This window comes from Cellulomonas sp. Leaf395 (genome assembly GCF_001424125.1).
Taxonomy (GTDB): domain Bacteria; phylum Actinomycetota; class Actinomycetes; order Actinomycetales; family Cellulomonadaceae; genus Cellulomonas.
The window spans coordinates 598,277-616,684 of record NZ_LMQI01000002.1 but is presented as its reverse complement, the minus strand read 5'-3'; the positions used below and the strand labels follow the sequence as shown (position 1 = coordinate 616,684).

Annotated in this window: 11 protein-coding genes, 1 other RNA gene and 2 pseudogenes; 9 read left to right on the top strand and 5 right to left on the bottom strand. The window is 67.5% G+C overall.

Annotated elements, in window-relative coordinates:
* The 9 genes and pseudogenes from ASG23_RS07035 to ASG23_RS07005 all read left to right on the top strand — a co-directional run bounded on the left by ASG23_RS07035 (position 1) and on the right by ASG23_RS07005 (position 7,813).
* A complete protein-coding gene (locus tag ASG23_RS07035; protein ID WP_235520923.1) occupies positions 1-1,305 on the top strand; it encodes a M23 family metallopeptidase in 1,305 nt (434 codons plus the stop codon).
* 71 nt (positions 1,306-1,376) lie between these two features.
* Entirely contained in the window at positions 1,377-1,847 is a 471-nt protein-coding gene (smpB, locus tag ASG23_RS07030; RefSeq protein ID WP_056022147.1) for an SsrA-binding protein SmpB, read from the top strand.
* The gene (locus ASG23_RS07025) at positions 1,844-3,703 is read left to right on the top strand and encodes a DUF2207 domain-containing protein (protein WP_056022144.1); all 1,860 of its coding nucleotides are present in this window, start codon (positions 1,844-1,846) and stop codon (positions 3,701-3,703) included. The genes smpB and ASG23_RS07025 overlap by 4 nt, the downstream gene beginning before the upstream one ends.
* A gap of 11 nt (positions 3,704-3,714) precedes the next feature.
* Positions 3,715-4,770 (top strand): ATP-dependent DNA ligase, encoded by a 1,056-nt coding sequence (locus ASG23_RS07020; protein WP_056022141.1) that lies wholly within the window; start codon positions 3,715-3,717, stop codon positions 4,768-4,770.
* 105 nt (positions 4,771-4,875) lie between these two features.
* Positions 4,876-5,541 (top strand): annotated as a pseudogene (locus ASG23_RS20870) (S1C family serine protease); the annotation flags it as partial.
* Positions 5,542-5,593: 52 nt separating this feature from the next.
* Positions 5,594-5,683 (top strand): annotated as a pseudogene (locus ASG23_RS20865) (hypothetical protein); the annotation flags it as partial.
* Positions 5,684-5,716: 33 nt separating this feature from the next.
* Complete coding sequence (locus ASG23_RS20120; RefSeq protein ID WP_235520921.1) at positions 5,717-6,103, top strand: PDZ domain-containing protein; 387 nt, start codon at positions 5,717-5,719, stop codon at positions 6,101-6,103.
* An 88-nt stretch (positions 6,104-6,191) separates the two neighbouring features.
* Positions 6,192-6,558, top strand: a transfer-messenger RNA (tmRNA) gene (gene ssrA, locus ASG23_RS19480).
* Positions 6,559-6,634: 76 nt separating this feature from the next.
* Positions 6,635-7,813 carry a tyrosine-type recombinase/integrase gene (locus ASG23_RS07005; protein WP_162242672.1) on the top strand — a complete coding sequence of 393 codons (1,179 nt, stop codon included), beginning with the start codon at positions 6,635-6,637 and terminating at the stop codon, positions 7,811-7,813.
* A 237-nt stretch (positions 7,814-8,050) separates the two neighbouring features.
* Here the strand turns inward: ASG23_RS07005 and ASG23_RS19475 are convergent, their stop codons facing one another.
* The 5 genes from ASG23_RS19475 to ASG23_RS06985 all read right to left on the bottom strand — a co-directional run bounded on the left by ASG23_RS19475 (position 8,051) and on the right by ASG23_RS06985 (position 18,131).
* Positions 8,051-8,497 (bottom strand): very short patch repair endonuclease, encoded by a 447-nt coding sequence (locus tag ASG23_RS19475; RefSeq protein WP_327019463.1) that lies wholly within the window; start codon positions 8,495-8,497, stop codon positions 8,051-8,053.
* Positions 8,498-8,615: 118 nt separating this feature from the next.
* Entirely contained in the window at positions 8,616-13,517 is a 4,902-nt protein-coding gene (locus ASG23_RS07000) for a helicase HerA-like domain-containing protein (protein ID WP_056022130.1), read from the bottom strand.
* The gene (locus tag ASG23_RS06995; RefSeq protein ID WP_056022127.1) at positions 13,514-15,076 is read right to left on the bottom strand and encodes a hypothetical protein; all 1,563 of its coding nucleotides are present in this window, start codon (positions 15,074-15,076) and stop codon (positions 13,514-13,516) included. Before ASG23_RS06995 ends, ASG23_RS07000 begins: the two co-directional genes overlap by 4 nt.
* Positions 15,076-16,953 carry an ATP-binding protein gene (locus tag ASG23_RS06990; protein WP_056022124.1) on the bottom strand — a complete coding sequence of 626 codons (1,878 nt, stop codon included), beginning with the start codon at positions 16,951-16,953 and terminating at the stop codon, positions 15,076-15,078. Before ASG23_RS06990 ends, ASG23_RS06995 begins: the two co-directional genes overlap by 1 nt.
* A complete protein-coding gene (locus ASG23_RS06985) occupies positions 16,950-18,131 on the bottom strand; it encodes a DNA cytosine methyltransferase (RefSeq protein ID WP_082515967.1) in 1,182 nt (393 codons plus the stop codon). Before ASG23_RS06985 ends, ASG23_RS06990 begins: the two co-directional genes overlap by 4 nt.
* Positions 18,132-18,408 lie beyond the last annotated feature (277 nt).

Genomic DNA, 18,408 nt, shown 5'->3' with positions numbered 1-18,408 from the left:
GTGAACCGGCTGAACCCTCTTCGCATCTCCGCCGTCCTGGCCGTGCTGGTCCTCCTGGTCACGGCCTTCGTCGCCGTGCCGGCCAGCGCCGACCCCATCGACGACCGCCGCAAGGCTGCCGAGGCGCAGAAGGAGGCGATCGCCAAGGCGCGTGAGCAGACCGAGGCGGCCATGGAGGGCGTCAGCGCCGAGATCCAGGCGCTCGCCGTACAGCTGGCTGACACCCAGGCGAAGATCCCCGGCGCCCAGGCGACCCTCGACGCCGCGAAGGCCGCGCTGGAGAAGGCGCAGCGGGAGGCGGCGATCATCGCGGCCCGGCTGGTCGACGCGGAGGAGCAGCAGGCGACGATCACGACGACGATCGCCCAGGACACCGAGCACGCCACGCAGATGCGCGCCGCGATCGGGCAGATGGCCCGCGAGGCGTACAAGGGTGGCGGCGGGGTGTCGAGCGTGGACGTCATCCTCGACTCGCAGAGCACCGACGACTTCGTGCAGCGGTACGGCCTCATGGCCACGGCGCTGCGCACGCAGGCGCAGATCCTCGACGAGCTCAAGGCGGCCGAGTCCGCCAATCGCAACGCGGAGGCCCGGCTCACCGCGGTGAAGGGCAAGATCACCGAGCTGAAGGCCGAGGCCGACCAGAAGGTCGTCGAGGCCGACGCAGCCAAGGCCGCCGCCGCGTCGGCCAAGCAGGCTCTCGACGACCTGCTCGCGCAGCAGGTGCAGCAGCAGGCTGCGCTCGATGCGACGAAGGCGGCCCTCGAGGCGCAGCTGGCCCAGGCTGACGCCGAGGCCGCGCAGGTGCAGCGCGAGCTGGAGCAGGCGATCGCGGAGCAGCGTGCGCGCGACGCCGCGGCGGGCCGGCCCCAGGGTCCGCCCGGGGCGATCGGCGGCGGGCTGTACGGCAACCCGACCAGCATCAGCCCGATGTACGTGACCTCCGAGTTCGGGATGCGGTTGCACCCGACGCTCGGGTACGTGCGGCTGCACGCCGGCATCGACCTGCGGACCTACTGCAACACCCCGGTTTACGCCGGGCGCTCGGGCACGGTCACGTGGGCGAGGTCGCGGTTCGGGTTCGGCAACCAGGTGATGATCGACAGCGGGTTCGTCAACGGCAACGCGGTGTCCGCCAGCTACAACCACCTGACCAGCTTCGCGGTGAGCTCGGGCCAGCAGGTGGAGCGCGGACAGCTCATCGGGCGTTCCGGCAACACGGGCACGTCGGCGGCCTGTCACCTGCACTTCGAGATCTACGTGAACGGCGCGACGACGAACCCGCGGCCGCTGCTCGGCCTCTGATTCCGCTGGCGCGTGGAAGGTAGTCTCGACCCCGCACACATCCCCTGTGCAGGAAACGAGGTTCGACCACCGTGGCCAAGGACGTCGGGCGCAAGGTCGTCGCCTCGAACCGCAAGGCCCGGCACGACTACGTCATCGAGGACGTGTTCGAGGCCGGCATGGTGCTCAGCGGCACCGAGGTCAAGGCGCTGCGCATGGGCCGGGCGTCGCTGGTCGACGGCTGGTGCGAGGTGACCAACCACGAGCTGTGGCTCGAAGGCGTGCACATCCCCGAGTACTCGCAGGGCACCTGGACCAACCACGCGCCCCGCCGCAAGCGCAAGCTGCTGCTGCACCGCCACGAGATCGACCGCCTGGAGTCCCGCACGCGGGAGAAGGGGCAGACGATCATCCCGCTGTCCCTGTACTTCCTCGACGGGCGCGCCAAGGTGGAGATCGCGCTGGCCCGAGGCAAGCGTGAGTGGGACAAGCGGCAGGCGCTGCGTGAGCGGCAGGACAACCTCGAGGCGACGCGCGCCATCCGCGAGAAGCGCGACCTGTGAAGGCTGTGCGGGCGCTCATCGCCGCGCTCGTCCTGCTCGTCGCCTGTGCTGTTCCCGCTGCCGCCGCTCCCGACCAGTCGAGCGGGCGGGAGATCACGCGGTACGACGTCACCGCGTCGCTCGAAACCGACGGCGTCATGCGGGTCGTGCTCGACTTCGACTTCGACTTCGGCGACGAACCCGGGCACGGGCCGTACCTGACCTTGCCGACGAGGGTGTCGTACGACGACGAGCTGGACCGCGCGTTCCGGTACACCGACATCTCCGCGTCGTCGTCGACGGGTGCTCCCGCTCAGGTGAACGAGGAGTCCACCGACAGCGCGCTGATCCTGCGCATCGGCGACGAGGACATCGACGACGTCTCCGGCGTGCAGACGTACCGCGTCGAGTACACGGCCGACGGGCTGCTGAACCCAGCGAACGCCCAGCACTCCGGCGACGAGCTGTACTGGAACGTCATCGGCGCCGGCTGGGAGATTCCGCTGGGCGACCTGGCTGTCTCCGTCACCGGCCCGGCTGCCGTCGAGGGTGCTGTCTGCTTTGCCGGACCGTACGGCTCCGCCACGCCGTGCACGTCGGCGAGCTTCGCCGGGTCGTCCTCGTCGTTCACGCAGGACCTCGTCCCCGTCGGCGACGAGCTCACCACCGTCACCGGCTGGCCCGCGGGCACGTTCCCCGGGGTGGAGCCGATCCTCGTCGACAAGCCCGACCCGCTGGCACCGGTCCGACCGGTCTCGGTGTTCGGCGTCCTCGCCCTGCTGGTGCTCGTCGGCGGCGGCGTCTTCGCGTTCGTTCGGCTGCGACGCGTCGGCCGCGACAAGGCCTACCTCGGACTGACCCCGGGGCTGCGACCGGCCGACAACCAGCCGGGCGGCGCCACGGTCGGGTTTCGGGACAAGCGCGGTGCCGTCTCCGTGCAGTTCCAGCCGCCGCAGGGCGTGCGACCGGGCGAGGTAGGCACGCTCGTCGACGAGAAGGCCGACCCCGTGGACGTCACCGCGACCCTCGTGGACCTTGCCGTGCGCGGCTGGCTGCGCATCGAGGAGGTGCCGCGGTCCAACCCGAAGAAGAAGGCCAAGGACTGGACCCTGGTGCAGCTGAAGGACAAGGACGGCTCGCTGCTGCCGTACGAGGACGAGCTGCTGGCCTCGATCTTCGCGTCGTCGACCACGGTCAGGCTCTCCGACCTGAAGACCACGTTCGCAGCCTCGATGGCCAAGGTGCAGAACGGCCTCTACGACCACGTGACGGACTCCGGCTGGTTCCGGTCCAACCCGAAGTCGGTCCGCACCGCCTGGCACGCCACCGGCATCGTGCTCACCGTCGTCGGCTTGGGGTTGACGTTCGTCGCGTTCGGCGGCGGCACGTCCGTCGCGGGGATCGCGCTCGTGCCGATCGCGCTGGCCCTCGTCGGCATCGTCGTCACGATCATGGGCAACGCCGCACCGGCCCGCACCGCCGACGGCACCGCCGTGCTGGCGCAGTCCCTCGGGTTCCGCCGCTACCTGGCCACCGCCGAGGCCAACCAGCTGCGGTTCGAGGAGGGCGAGGACATCTTCAGCCGGTACCTCCCCTACGCGATCGTCTTCGGGCTCGCCGACCGGTGGGCCCGGGTGTTCTCCGAGCTCGCCGCGCAGGGTCGGTTCGTCAACGAGCCGTCGTGGTACGTCGGTGGGTACTACCCGGGGGCCAACATCTACTGGGCGACCGCGTTCGCGTCGTCGCTGGACCGGTTCGCTGCCGTGGCCACCGAGTCCATCTCCGCACCCACGCCCGGGACGTCCGGCGGATCCGGGCTCTCGGGTGGCGGCTTCTCCGGAGGGGGCGTCGGCGGCGGTGGTGGCGGGGGCTGGTAAGACTGGTGTCCATGACGCTGCCGGTGATGCCGCCTGTGGACCCCATGCTCTCCAAGTCAGCCGCGTCCATCCCCAAGGGCAAGCTGTACGAGCCCAAGTGGGACGGGTTCCGGGCGATCGTATTCCGCGACGGGGACTGGGTGGAGATCGGCTCGCGGAACACCAAGCCGATGCAGCGGTACTTCCCGGAGGTCGTCGACGCGGTCCTGTCGTCTCTGCCTGAACGGTGCGTGGTCGACGGCGAGATCATCGTGCCGTCGTCATCTCATAGTGGGCTGGACTTCGAAGCCCTGCTCCAGCGGGTGCACCCGGCGGAGTCGCGAGTGCGGCTGCTGTCCGTAGAGACGCCCGCGTTGCTGGTGCTCTTCGACGTGCTGGCTCTGGGGGACGACGACCTGACGGGGTTGCCGTTCTCCGAGCGGCGGGCTGTCCTCGAGTCACTCGTCTCCGGTTCCGGTCCGGTCTCGATAACCGCGCAGACCTCCTCGCTCGACGTCGCCGAGCGCTGGTTCTCGCAGTTCGAGGGTGCCGGGCTCGACGGGATCGTCGCCAAGGATCCTGCTGGGCTGTACGAGCCCGGCAAGCGGACGATGCAGAAGATCAAGCACGAGCGGACGGCCGACTGCGTGGTGGCCGGGTACCGGCCGCACAAGTCCGGGGACGACGCCGTCGGGTCGTTGCTGCTGGGGCTGTACGACGAGTCCGGGACGCTGGCGTCGGTCGGTGTGGCGGCGTCGTTCCCGATGGCGCGTCGGAGGTCGCTGGTGACCGAGCTCGCGCCTCTGGTGGTGCCGCTCGAGGGCCATCCGTGGGATTACTCCGCCTCCGGCCGGACGCCTCGCGAGGCCGAGGGCAGCCGCTGGTCGCGCGGGAAGGACCTCTCGTTCGTGCCGTTGGAGCCGTCGCTCGTCGTGGAGGTCGCGTACGACCACATGGAGGGCGTGCGGTTCCGGCACACCGCGCAGTTCCGCCGGTGGCGCCCGGACCGCACGCCGGAGTCGTGCACCTTCGCGCAGCTGGAGGAGCCGGTGTCGTACTCGCTCGCGGACGTCCTCGCGACGAGCTGACCGGTCCACAGGCTGCGCATGGGTTCGCTCCAGTGACCTCCCGGGTCCGAGCTGTTGTCTCTTCCTTGACGGCGCCACACGGGGGCTGTCGGGGAGGACAGAACTATGGACGAGCAGCAGGTTTCTGGAGCGTCGGGCGCAGCTGACGTCGCTCCCGCGGTGCTGTCGGCTTCGTCTGCGCCAGGCGGTGTCGCACTCGCGACGAAGCCGGTCATCCGTCGCGGGCTGGCGTTCGGTGCCGCGGGTGGGGCGCTCGCGCTCGGCCTGCTGGCCGGCGGTGTGAGCGGTGGCCTGATCGCGGCGGCGCAGGCTCCGTCGGACACCGACGACGCGGCGACGTCGACCATCGAGGGTGCCGCGTACGCGCCGCCGACGACCGAGCAGCGCGTCCCGCCGTCGTGGGGGACCGCTCCGTCGACCTCGGACCAGGCCGACGCCACTGCGGCGTCCGCGGACCAGCAGGTGGGCGTCGTGACGATCACGAGCACGCTCGGCTACCAGGACGCGCAGTCCGCCGGCACGGGCATGGTGCTGACGTCCGACGGCCTGGTGCTCACCAACAACCACGTGATCGAGGGGTCGACGTCCATCGAGGTGACGATCGAGGCGACGGGTGTCTCATACACAGCCGTCGTGGTCGGCACGGATGCCTCGTCGGACGTCGCCCTGCTGCAGCTGCAGGACGCGTCCGGGCTGGCCACGGTCGCGCTCGACGACGACTACGGCGTGGCGGTCGGCGACACGGTGACGGCCGTCGGCAACGCGGAGGGCGGCGGCGACCTGCTCGCGGCCCTCGGCAGCGTGACGGCTCTCGACCCAGACGATGACGGCGTCGTCGAACGGGTCCTCGGCGGAGACGCTCGACGGGCTCATCCAGTTCTCCGCCGCAGTGGTAGCGGGGGACTCGGGCGGCCCCGTGTTCGACGACGAGGGCGAGGTGATCGGCATGACGACCGCCGCGTCGAGCGGCACGGTGGACACGGTCGCCTACGCGATCGACATCGAGGACGCCCTCGTGATTGCGCACCAGATCGAGTCCGGGGTCTCCTCCGACACCGTGACCATCGGGTACCCGGCGTTCCTCGGGATCTCTCTCGGCTCCGCAGGTGAGGTGGCGGGGGTGCTGGAGGGCACGCCGGCCGCGTGGTCCGGCCTGGTGGCCGGTGACGTGATCACGGCGGTGGACGGGGTTCCGGTCACCTCGTCCACCTCGCTGTCCGAGCTGCTCGAGGCCTACTCACCCGGCGACACCGTGACGCTGACCTGGACCGTGGGCTCTTCCGGGGCCTCCACCTCCGCGCCCGTGACCCTGATCGCCGGACCGGCCGACTGAGGGAATGAGCACGACCAGCCTGCCGTTGAGAGGTAGGCTAGTTGGGCTGGCTGTGCTTCGGCTCGGCCGGTGCTTGAAAACTGAACATGGGGGTGATCGGTTTCGACGGTGATCGTCGAACCAGGAGAAGCGGGTCGAGGACGCACGGTTATCTCGTCAACGCTCCGTGCAAACCAATAGGTGCCAATACAAACCGCACCGACTTCGCCCTCGCCGCCTGAGCGAGTCCCGAAGTCCGTTGGCCTGAGTACGCTCTCGACTCAGTAACCAGCGTCATCTAGAGAGCCACTGCTGGTAATCCTCGTCAGTGGGGTTGCCGGGACTTTTAGCTGACTGAGCCCGTCCACGGCTTGCCTGTGTGACCGTGGGGGCCGAGAAAATCACAGCAGGCTGCACCCGGAGAATCCCTGGTACTTCGTCATCGGACGCGGGTTCGATTCCCGCCACCTCCACACGTCTGACCTGCGGAAACGCATCGTCATGTTGACAGAAAGTAGCCTCTCGTTGACACGGGGGGCTATTTTCGTGTTCATGGCCTCCATCAGGGAGCGGGTACGGGCCGACGGCACGCGGTCGTTCGCGGTGCTGTGGCGGGACCCTGAGACGAAGCGGCAGAGCTCGCTGACGTACGACGACGAGAACGACGCCCGAGTCGCGAAGCACCTCCTCGAGGTGACCGGTGGGCACACCGACGAGGCTGCGCAGATCGCCGACGCCGTGCGGCACCACGGCCCTTCGGTCGTTGAGGCCGTCTCGGAGCACATCGACCTGCTGACCGCGGTGGGACCGGACACCCGTGCGGGCTACCGCACGCAGCTTCGCCGCCACATCGCGCCGACGCTTGGGTCGTACCCGGTTGCCGTGATTTCCTACCGGCACGTCGCTGGGTGGATCCGCTCGATGAGCGACAGCGGTCTGTCTCCAAAGACAATCGCGAACATCCACGGACTGCTCTCTGCGTCGATGTCGACGGCGGTCCGACTCGGATACCGCACGGACAATCCTTGCGTCGGCGTGCAGCTCCCCAAGTCGCAGCTGACGCAGGACGAGATGACCGTGCTGACACGCGGCGAATTCGCACTCCTGCTCTCGCACGTCCAGCCTCACTACCAGCCGTTGGTCCTGCTGCTCGTCGCGACCGGCCTGCGGTGGGGCGAAGCAACCGCGCTGACCCCCGGCGACCTCGACCTTTTCGCCAGTCCGCCGACGTTGCGCGTCACGAAGGCATGGAAGCGGGACGGCGAGCGTCATTGGTACGTGGGGCCGCCAAAGACAAAGCGAGCACGGCGGACGGTGTCACTGCCTGACGAGCTGGTCGACGTGTTGCTGCCACTAGCTGCAGGCAAGGCTCCGAACGCATTGCTCTTCACCAACACCGTCGGCCAACAGATCTCGTCGTCCCGATTCTGGACGACGACTTGGACTCCAGCCCTCGATGCCGCGACCGGGCCGCGCCGAGGCGACGGTTTGCCCGACCCGGATGCTCCGCGGCTCACGAGGCGTCCCCGCGTACACGACCTTCGGCACACGCACGCATCTTGGATGATCGCGGCCGGCACCGACCTGTTCGTCCTGCAGCGCCGACTGGGTCATGAGTCGATTACCACAACCACGGAGACCTACGCCCACCTCTTGCCGGATCAGCAGGCAGCCGCGGCGGCGGCCGCGGGACGCGCGCTCGGCGGCCTCGGACTTGCTCCTCGGACTTGATATGCGTCCTGGGCGGGTGGGCGAATCGCCTCATGAAGCGACATAGGGCTCTGCTGCGACTCCGAGACAGGGTTCTCGGGTCGAGACCCAATGCATGTCACTCAAGGGCGTCCGTCGAGCACGACGATCGCCGGGGAGGTGCCACGCTGGCTACGGTGAGCGAGACGCCGGCGAAGACTGACGACGAGACGGCTGACGATTTTCCAAGTCGATTGCTCACGACGTTGTTGTGGAGGACTAGCCGACCCGAGGCGAGGCAGCTTCTGTAAAGGCGCCGTGGACCGCAGCATGGATGCGCACGGCACAACTTGCGGGGTCGTCGTGCTCCCAGAAGCGCAGAACCGTCCATCCGGCTGCGCATAGCTTCAAAGTCGTGTCGACGTCTCGAGAGCGGTTCCGCTCTATCTTGGGACCCCAGTATTCCGTGTGGGTCGCGGGTGGCCTGAAGTGCTCCGGGCACCCGTGCCAGTAGCAGCCGTCCACGAACACGGCGACGCGGGCGCGGGGAAAGACCATGTCCGCCGTTCGTCGCAAGCTCGGGATCGGACGCGACGACACGCGGTAGCGCAGGCCGAGCGCGTGGGCGGCACGGCGCACGGCCAATTCCGGCACGGAGTCCCGCGAACGGTTCCCCAGCATCGAGCGACGGATCGCAGGAGTGCTCGCCCACGACTTCTGAGACACCACCACGAACCGAGGATACGAGATAGAAATTGCAATGGCACCTGAGTTCGCGCCGGTAACGTCTCGGCTCCACCGTTGACGTGCTAGGGGCCGTCGAGTGCTCTGCGTCTAAGCAGCTTCACGGCGCAGACCGCAGTTCTGGAAGCCCCAAGGTCTCCGCGTCTCGGTAGGCCTGGGTCATGCGGACCAGCCGCGGTGCCTCGCCTGCGAAGCTGACGAACGCTTCGCCCTTGCCCAGGGTGCGAATCTGTTCGGACAGCCGTGGATTATCCGGCTGGAGCTTCCGCGCGGCCATCGTGGCGATGGTCGCATCGGGCAGACCGAAGCAGATTTTGGTCTGTGCGTTGGCAGCGACCACGTCGGGCAGATCGAGCGGCCCCTGTGTGGCGAGGATGACCGCGAGACCCTTGGACCGCCCTTCGCGGATCATGGTGTGAATTGCGCGGAATGGCGCCACTCTGTGCGCTTCGTCGACGACCATGACGTAGCGGATGGTGTTTGGCACGGGCGGCAGACTTTGTACGCGCAATAGGAGCGAGGAGAATATGAAGCCGGCCGCGAGGACGGTCGTCTGTCCGTTGCCGGGGATCTTTGACAGTCCGAAAACTACATTCGAGTTGATGACGTTGCCGAGTGGTTCGCCGGATCTGAACAGATCGTTGTGGGTTAGATCGCCGATGACGCCAGAGAGATCGGCGTCCAGGTGGTCGTCAAGAGTTCGGAGCGTGGGCCAGCGGCGTTCACTCTCGCGGACGGCGTAGGCGTCCTTTAGCGCCTGTTCAAGCTTGGCGCGCTGCCGGACCCCAAGCTTGGCGCCCACTGACCTAACTGCCTCGTCGACCGCGTCGCGCAGTTCGATAATTGCGCTCTGAACGGAACGTGGTGCGTCGTTATCGAGTGCGAGCGGATTGTAGGGTGCGCCTTCGTTCCACAAGTCGATGAACTGGGCATTTGCGAAGGCGGGGAACCCGGTGTCATTGCTGTAGTCGTTCTTAAAGTCTGCAATGCCGAAATGGCTGCCGCTGAACTGTGAGAGCTGGCCGAGCAGGCTCATTACAAACTGAGTTTTTCCCATTCCGGAAGAACCCCACACTTCTGTGTGGCCGTTCTGCAGAGTGGACTGGTCGGGCCCGGCCGGATGCCAGCGCACCTCCTCTCCCGTGACCGCATCGAATCCGAAGAGCGGCGCCACGAAGTTTCCGGGCGTGGCCGGCGGACCGCCCCCAAAGTCGGTCGGCTGCGGTTCCGGGGGCGACTGGGCTGCAATAGCTTCAGTGGCGTCGTCGGGATCCTGCTCGTTTGGGGTTTCAAGTGTTTGATTGGCCGGCTCCAAACTCGCGCCGGAAGTGTCGTCGGCCGAGGCGAGAGCGGGCTTCGGCGTTCGTAGTCCACCGCCAATGCCCTCGGGTCGGCGACGAGTTCGAGTGCTCTGTAGTGGCGGTCGGTCGGTCTCAACCGTGCGCAACGTCGTCAGGCTGGTGGAGGTAGCCGTTCGCAGCAGTTCCTCGGTGAGGGGGACACTGTGCAGTACAACCGGCACGATGTCGTTGGCGACGTCAGTCCGGTACGTGCGATGCATGGACTCGACCTTGGGGCCGAAGACAAGACCCACGCCCGCCCATTCGAGGGTGCCGGTGCCGAGGCGGAAGGACTCGAGCGCGGCCAACTCATCCGCGTCGAGCTTGAATCTGGACTCCCGGGCGACGGCGTAGGCAGCCTCAGCGATGCGGTTGAGCCAAAGGCGGCTGTGGACGCTGCCCGCTTCGGGATACGCCGCCCACTTGGTGGCTGCGAGACTTTGGTTCAATTGGTCCAGGGCACCGGCGGCTGCGTCGTTCTCGTCGCTTCGTCGGGCCTTCACCTCGATCGTGGCGATGTGTACCCCCTGGTCTTGGGGGTCCAGGGCGATCGCGAGAAGGTCAGCTCGCTTCTTCGGGAACCAATGGCGGTACTCATCGAGGCTGACGAGGAGAACTCGACATCCCGGAGGAAGAGGCCACGGAGTGGTGGTGGTCGCAAGGAGGCTGAAAGCAACGACATGCCCGACCAGCTCGTTTATACCGGCACCGCTGGTCGCAGCTTGCAGCGCGAGGATCCCATAGCCTTGGCTCGCGACTTGCCGCAATTGCGTGCCGATAGACAGGGCAACGTCGGGTTCCTTAATGATGCCGGCGGCGCGCAGGCTGCGGCCGATGGCGCGATCAGCCGGCCCGCCTGATTTCTGGCTGAGGACCAGCGAGAGCGGACTATCGCCACCGAGACGACGTTCCTGATGGAGTATTGCGACGTTGTCGCTTCCGAGCGCGTGCTCGAGGCTGTCTCTGGTCGCGTACCGATCCAGAGTGGCAACCCAGAGGGCAAGCTCGTGAACGTCTCGCAGCTTGGCGGCGATGTCGAGTGCGCCCGTTCGCACCTCGGGAACTTGGAGAGGTTGTCCAGCCTCCGGCCACGCATCGTCGACGGCATTCTGGACACGGAGCCACGCCTGGCCGGCAGGCGAGGCCGCCGGGGGCATGAGAAGGATGCGGCGATCCTGCTTTGGCCGCTGCCACACGCGGGGTGCAAACAGGACCTCGTCGTCCTCAGCAGGAGCGGGTACCTCGCGGGTCTCGATCTGAAGTGCGTCGGGGCTATCGGTCAAGCCCGTGACCAGTGCAAGATGCACGGCCGGTGCTTCGCTGCCGGGGCGGAGGAGTTGCCGGGCACGTGCCAGGTCGTCGACGTAACGGAGCTCGAGTACATCTCTTTCATTGCGTAGCTGATCGTCCGCCATCGCGAGCGTCTCGGCTCGTGGCTTGTCGTCGTCGCCTGTGCCGACGCAGAACACCTCGATCTTGCGGATGGTTGCCAGGCCGGCTCGTCGGCCGATCAACTTGACTGCTTCGCCGACCATAAGGTCGGCGGCGCCGGCGCCCCATGTGAGGCATCGGAGGTGCCCCGCCGCTTCGGGCTGAAGCGTTAGCAGCTGCATGATGACTGAGCTCAGCGCGTCACCGGCATAGCCGCTTTCGTCTCTGGCCGAGTTGCCGCCGTACAGGCTCCAAACGCGGCCTTCGGTGGTGGGGAGCAGGACGCGGTCCTGAGTCGACAGGCGCAGGTGTGCTGGATGGTGCGCGGCAGTGGTGCGCGCGATGCCACCCGATGTGGCGACTGCATCGCCCCTGTCGAGGTTGGTCTTGGGTTCTTCGGCGCGGTTGACCAAGTTCCACAATGCGTCGAGGTACTGGGCCATCCACTCAGCCTTCATGGGGGCGAAAGCCGTGAGCGCGGCTGATCGGTCGCCGCGGACGGCTCCTGCGAGAGCAAGGGCCTCTGCGGTATCCGTGTCGTTGTTGGCCTCGCGTGCGGCGCAGGCATCCGTCCAGACACCCACCCATGACTCGAGCGCGGACGGTTCAAGTCCTCTGTCGAGCGAGCTGCGCGCCGCCCTTTGCAGGGCTCTCGCGATGGGCAGCAGGGCTGCCGGCACAGACTGCACCGGGCTAGCGTTTATCGCCCCGCAGAAGGTGTGCAGACTGGGCTCGCCAGGAAGCGCGAGGGTTAGGACCGGCGCCTCCGCGAACAAGATCGCGGCTCGTAGCGTTGCTGCGTCGTCGAGGTCGGGCCTCCAGTCCACCTGGACGGTGCTTCCGTCCCGGGCGTGAAGTCGCAGTTGCAGCGGGGGCAGTTGGCCGCCGGAAGAGAGTCCGGCGTCTCCGAATGCCGCGAGGACGTCACCGAGGTCGCTGTCGTCCGCGGCGCGTAGGAGGAGGCCGTCGACTTCGCCGCCGTAGGTCTCCCACGTCCGCATCAGGGCGCCGAGCCGGAGGCGCGCGCAGGCAAGCGTGAGGATGCGGCCGGCTCCTGTCCGGTTGGACGCCGCAGCGGGGCTGGCTGGCGGTTGGGGGGAGAGAACCTGGACCCTCTCTACCATGCCGCCGAGCTGTTGGGCAGCCCGGACGATTGCCGCTTCCGGGCAGGAGGGGCTGCTGCCGTTGACCGCCCTGTCGCGCAGGAGCCGCTCGAGTTTGCGTCGGGTGGGGCGAGTGAATACCTGCTGCTGCTGAGCGTCGTCAAGGTCGCACAGCTCCTGGGCGGCGTCGCGCTGGCTGCTTCCCCTGCGTAGCTCTTCTGCGCGCCGTTCGTAGGTATCCCAGGGCAGGCTGGCCGCCTGGCTTCCGGCGTCAAGCCCGCTGCGGAAGACGTCCATCTCTTGCCGGACGGTTTCGGCCAGGTTCTGCGGGCGCTGTTCGAAGATTTCGCGTGCCTCGTCGAACCGCAACATCCGGAGCAGGTCGGCGCTCCCGGTCTGCAGCTGCGCCATCACCGCGTCCGCCACCGTCGCTGCGCCCGACGCGCCGACGTCAGGCCTGCGGCCTAGAACTGATTCGGCGCGCTTTCGAAGGTCGGCGTACGCCATTGGTTTCAGTAGGTCGTCGCTTGTCCGGCGGGCGGCGAGGGCAAGGTTGTCAGATATCCGCTCGGCGTCCACTCGGGCGCCGGGGGGCATCCTGTCGGCGAAGGCGCCGAGAGTGGGCAGTGCACCGAGCGGGTCGTCGCCCGCCGCGAGCCGGTCGAGATAAGCCGCGACGGCCGGGGCGCTCGGCCTGGTCGCCACCGGAGCCTGGTTGATCGCCTCGCGCACCGCGCGGGGCACGCCGTCCAAGACAACTCTTGGAGCCTGCTGGGACAGGATTCCCATGCCCTCGGCGGACTCGAGAAGCACACTTGGGGAGACCGATTCGAACAGGTTGAGGGACTGCCGATCGGGCACCTGCTCGCCGTCGCAGAGGACCAGGACGACGCCGGCCGAACTCTGGTTTCGAAGCTGGGTTCCGGAGACATCGCGCATTGCATGGGGCCCGAAGCGAGCGGGTGTCGCCGATACGACGGCCAGTTGTGGAAGGTCTCCGTCCCACGCGGCCGCCATGCCCTCGGCGACGGACGTAGGTACGCCTTCGACCAGAACAAAGTTTCGCGCTCCCGGCGCAAGGTTGCGGCGCAAGTGCTCTGCAAGTGCACCGCCCAGCCGCGCGCTCACCGGTGGCCCCTCTGCGTGCGCTCTCCGACCATGGTTGTGCGGTCTGAGAGCCCAACCGCAAGCCCGGCATCGCTCATGAGGCGCTCGGCGGCTCGTGCGTTCTGCGCGAGCCGAGCCCCATCGATCTGGCTCGCCAGCGCTGTCTCGGCGGCTGACTCCTGGTTGATCACAAGGCCCCACTCTTCTCGGGCTGCGGAGATAAAGTCGCGGCTTGACATGGGCATCCGGGCCGAAAGGGCGCCGACCATCGCAGCCAGGAGATCGGGGCTCGCCGTCAAGTAGCGGTACGAACCGGTGCCGACCAACATGCCCACGGACTCCAGCAACACCCGGAACCCGTCTTCGGATCCTCGGCTGTAATTCGACGTCTCTACCGCGAGACGTGCGAGCCGGAGGTAGTCCTGGTCTGTGGCTGGTAGTCGCAGCCGAGCCAGTTGGCTGCTAACGCTGTCGGGGTCGCTCGCGGCCAAGGTTCGGTCGCGGAACTCACCGGAGAACGCGACCACCTTCTCGTCTTCCCTGAGTTCGCGCATACGCTTCGCCAGGGTGCGCACTGTGGCCTCAGCAAGTCGGATGCGGGCTCGACGGTAGGACTCCTCGGAACGCTGGCGGACTGGGTCTTGTGCGCGGGAGGAGCCGCCGAAGCTCAACAGCAGGAATCGGTCCTCGGACGGTGTATCTGTCGCGTCCCACGCAGTGCGCAGGACGTGGAGGGCAAGGTCGAGGCCCAGGATGCTGCGCAGTTGCCACAGTTTGGCAGGGCCGCTGGCGTGACCCTGGAGCATCACTCCTTCTGCGTGCCTGCACAAGCTCTTGGCTAGACCCGCCAAACGCGCGTCAGTGCCACGGATCCAAGCCGACCTCTCGTCGTCCTCCACGTCGATGCGCCGGTCGGTCCAGGTCTCGTTGCGCGGGAGCGCATCTTCGAGCGTGGATCCAATCTCGGCAAGCGGGCTGGTGGCGTTCAGCGCCTCCCGCACTTGCTCGACAGCCGCACGTCCCAAGCTGGCGTCGGTGGGGTCGGCCGGATCTGCTAGAAGCCGTGCGAGGGTGATCCCGCTGCCGCGCATGTAAACCTTGCGGACGGTGTACTCGCTGCTACGGGGACTCGGCTTTCGCGCGTCGTACCACAGCAGTGACTCGTGAAACGGGCGGAGGAGCCAGGCTCCGGCCTGGCCACGCTGTGTCTCCGGATCGACGAGGCCCTGCAGGGTGAGCTGAGCTAGCTGGAGGTTGGCAGAGCCCCGGATCTGGCTTCCTGCCGCTAGGCGCGCGCCGTACTCCTCGGGGGAAGTGTCGGCGTCACCAACGCCTCCCTGCGTGCGACCACCGAGAAAGTTCTCCCCGAGGGCCAGGCTCCGCACGGCGAAGAGCTGCCGCTTGGGTGACCGGAGTTTGTCGACAGAGCTGGGTGCGCGGTAGTCGTTCTGGCGAAGCGTTAGCAACGTTTCGGCGCACAGCTGTGGGGCGCGTTCGTCGCGGTCAGGCGCGAGTCCGAACAAGTCTTCCGCGACCGGCCCCGGGCTCAGCCGGTATTGGTTGCTGCGCTGGGCGGGCATCAGCGGTTCCGCTTCGCGAAGTGCGGTAGAGAAATCGTTACCAGGGCCGGCGGATTGGAGTCGGGATCCGCGACGCGCAGAGAACGATCGGTGTGGAGGTGGGCGGCAAGGCGCCCGTAGAAGCCTCGCAGGTCGTTCATCTCGGCAACGCCCTGTCCAACTGGGCCCTGGAAGGCTGCAGCCTCCCGAATTGCTTCGTACATGCGGGGCGTGATTCGCAGGGCTAGGTCGTGCGCCTGGTCGACTTGGAGCTCGACGTCCACGTGGTCGACGTCCAACAGCTTTTCGACCAGGCCAGAGTCGGGGACTCTCAAATTGAGAGCGTCCAACTGGACTTGGCTGTGTACGAGAGACGGCCGGGCTGGTCGGAAGGAGCCGGGGTCCCGGGCGAACAGGCACGCAGGGTCGGGCACGATGAGGCCCTCGTTTGGGCTAGAGAACCCGGTGACGAGGAAGTTCAGCCCGCGGACAATCTCATTGAGCTCGATGACGGTGTCACCACCAGCCGCCGTCTTCCTGGCGAGCTCGACTAGTTCGACGACATGGCGGTAGTCGAGCAGCCGCCGAGCAGTGGCGTCCGCTCCTCCGAGGTCACCGGATGCCTCGAAGAAGACGCGCTGCCTCCAGAGGCGCTCCGCTGGGGCATTGGATACACCGTCGCCACGGACCAATGCCTCCAGACCGTCCTCGACCCGCGTCAAGTCCTCGTCGGTGCTGACCATCTCGCCCAGCGCGTAGAAGGTCATCTCGCCCTGCGCAGTGCGCACCCGGTCAAGAGGCGACTCCGAGCCTGCGAGTCCGGAATGGCGACCAGCGCTGGCAGATTCCGGCCGCGTGACAGCTGGGTCACCGGCGATTCGCCGCACTCCTTCGGATGCCCCGCTGGCGTCGCGGAGCCATCCGTCCACCTCCAGGTCGCTGACGCCACCCAAGCCGGAGCGCCTCATGCCCGTGAGCAGAGAGGAACGCTCAGCGACACTGGTCGGGAGGCCCCCGCCCAAGGCGCGTCCGAAGTAGCCATCCGTCGCGGTGAAGGCCCCGCTGCCACGGTCGCGGTTGTCATCCTTGACGCGCGTGCAGCTATGCGGGCCGACGATCGCCCAGGAAAGGATGGCCAAGACCTCGCGCAGCGTCGGGACCGCTTCGCCCGATCCGAGTCGGATCAGGGTCCGCAGCTGCTCGCGCACGTCGGGCCGGCGCAGCTGTGCGGCATTGCTGCGCATGGGGCAGCCGCCGGTCTCGAACGGGCAGTCGGCGCACCCGCCCCAGATGTCTTCGCGAGTGACGTAGTCCACCAGCTGACCCCACAGCCGGTCTCCCGTCGGGCGTTGCCGGTTCACATTGACGATGGTCAACCGATCGCTCGTGGCAGCGCCGTGCCGGAGCGCCTGGTCGAGTACCTCGGCAACGTCCCGCGCGTCGAGGTCATCGAGTGCATCTCGCAGAACTCCCTCGTTAGCACACAGCAGTGTCTGGGCTTCGCCAGGTTCGAGCGCTTTGCGCAAGGCCGAGGCCCTGGACGTCGCGTCGGGCAGGCCAGAGAGGTCTTTGACAACTCTCTTCCCGGGCGCGATTTCCACGAGGGCGTCCTCGATGGGGAGTGCGACGCCGGCGGCTCGGCAGTAGGCCTCCGCGACAGCGGTCTTGCCGGTCCCCGCGTTGCCGGTGAGCACCACGACCCCAGGCGTGCCTTGCGTAGCCCAGTCGGCGACGAAGCCGCCTAGCTTGGTCTCGACGTCCTCGCCGAGCGCGTCGGCGAGCGCAGCGAAGTGCTCACGGTAGGCGCCGGCTTGGTCCGCACTGAAGACGGAGAGCAGCCTCAGTGCCACGACTGCGGGCAGCTCTCTTGGCGGTGCAGAAGTGGAGATGTCGTTCATTGGCCTACGGCCCTTTGCTCGCGGGAGGAAGTTCCTGGGAAGTTGGGCACCGTGAGCAGCGAGCGCTGGCCACGACGGGCGGCGAGGAGTTCGCCGCCCGTGCGGGCTGGAACACCTGCGTCCTGTAGGACGTCCGCGAGCGCGCTCACTATCAGCTCGGCCGCCGGAGGCGGCACGGCATTGCCGACTTGTCGCCTGACTCGAGGGTAGGCGGACCGCCGGTCGCGGAGGTCCGTGCCGAACTCGAACACGAAATCGTCGGGAAAGCCTTGCAGGCGCGCCTTTTCACGGTTGGAAAGCCGACGCGGCTCGATATGGTGGTAGCCGTGCGTGCCGCCTCCGCCACCGGCGATAACCGTGTAGGACGGCTTCTCCGGGTCTAGTCGCCGGTACACATGGCTGATAAGTCCCTTCACGGCCAGTGGGTGGCCTGCCGGGATGACCTCGAAGTTCGAGCCCGGCGGAATCAGCTTGAGGCGCTCTACGACATCGGGAGAGTCCATGCCGCGCTCGTGGTTAGGGGCATCTTCCGGAAGCGGGTGCGCATCCAGGACATCTCCCACCGTGCGGGGGAAGCCTTGGAAAGGAGTGGGAATGATCGGCGGCCGGACCCCCAGGTCACGGCGTACGCCGAGGACGATGAGCCGCTCGCGGTGCTGCGGGACGCCCAGGTCCGCCATGTCCACCACCTGGGCGCTGATGTCGTAGTGGACGCCACGACGCCTTCCCCGCCTCGGGCGGTTGTCGACGAAGCTGCTCGGCGACTTCAGGGCGTGCCGGACCAGCGTCCAGGCGACTCCTCTGTTCGCCGACAGGAGACCTGGGACGTTCTCGAGCACAAAGGCAGCGGGTTGGAGGGCGTCGAGATATCGAGCGACTTGTCGGAACAGGTTCCCGCGGGCCGTGATTAGACCGTCGTGGTTCCACAGCGTGGAGTAATCCTGGCAAGGCGGTCCGGCCAGCAGAATGTCACAGGGAACATCGGGGACGGGCGTCTCGGTGATATCACCCTCGACAATGTGCTTTCCGAGGTTCCGACGGTAGGTCTCGACAGCCCAGTGCTCGTTGTCTATTGCCCAGACGACGCGGGCTCGGTCTGACCGCTCGGCGCCAAGGTCCATGCCGCCGCAGCCAGAGAACAGCGAGACCGCGGCGTAGCGCTTCGGGCGCGGGGCCATCAAGCTGTCCGCCACTCGCGGATAGCCAACTCCGCCTTGCGGCCTAGCGTCTCAGCGGGCCAGCGCGGGGTCCGTAGGGTGATTCGTCGCATGCAAGTGTCCATGTGTGCGAGTACTGATTGCGCGGTGCGAAGACGTGGGGCCGGGTTGACCTGGGTGGTGGCTCCGGCACGCTGGCGGAGACCCAGCAGCCGGGCAGCTACGGCCGGGACTTCGCAGTCGGTCCGTCTCTCAGACGCGGTCGTGGTGCTCATGCGCGCGACGCTATCTGGCTGCT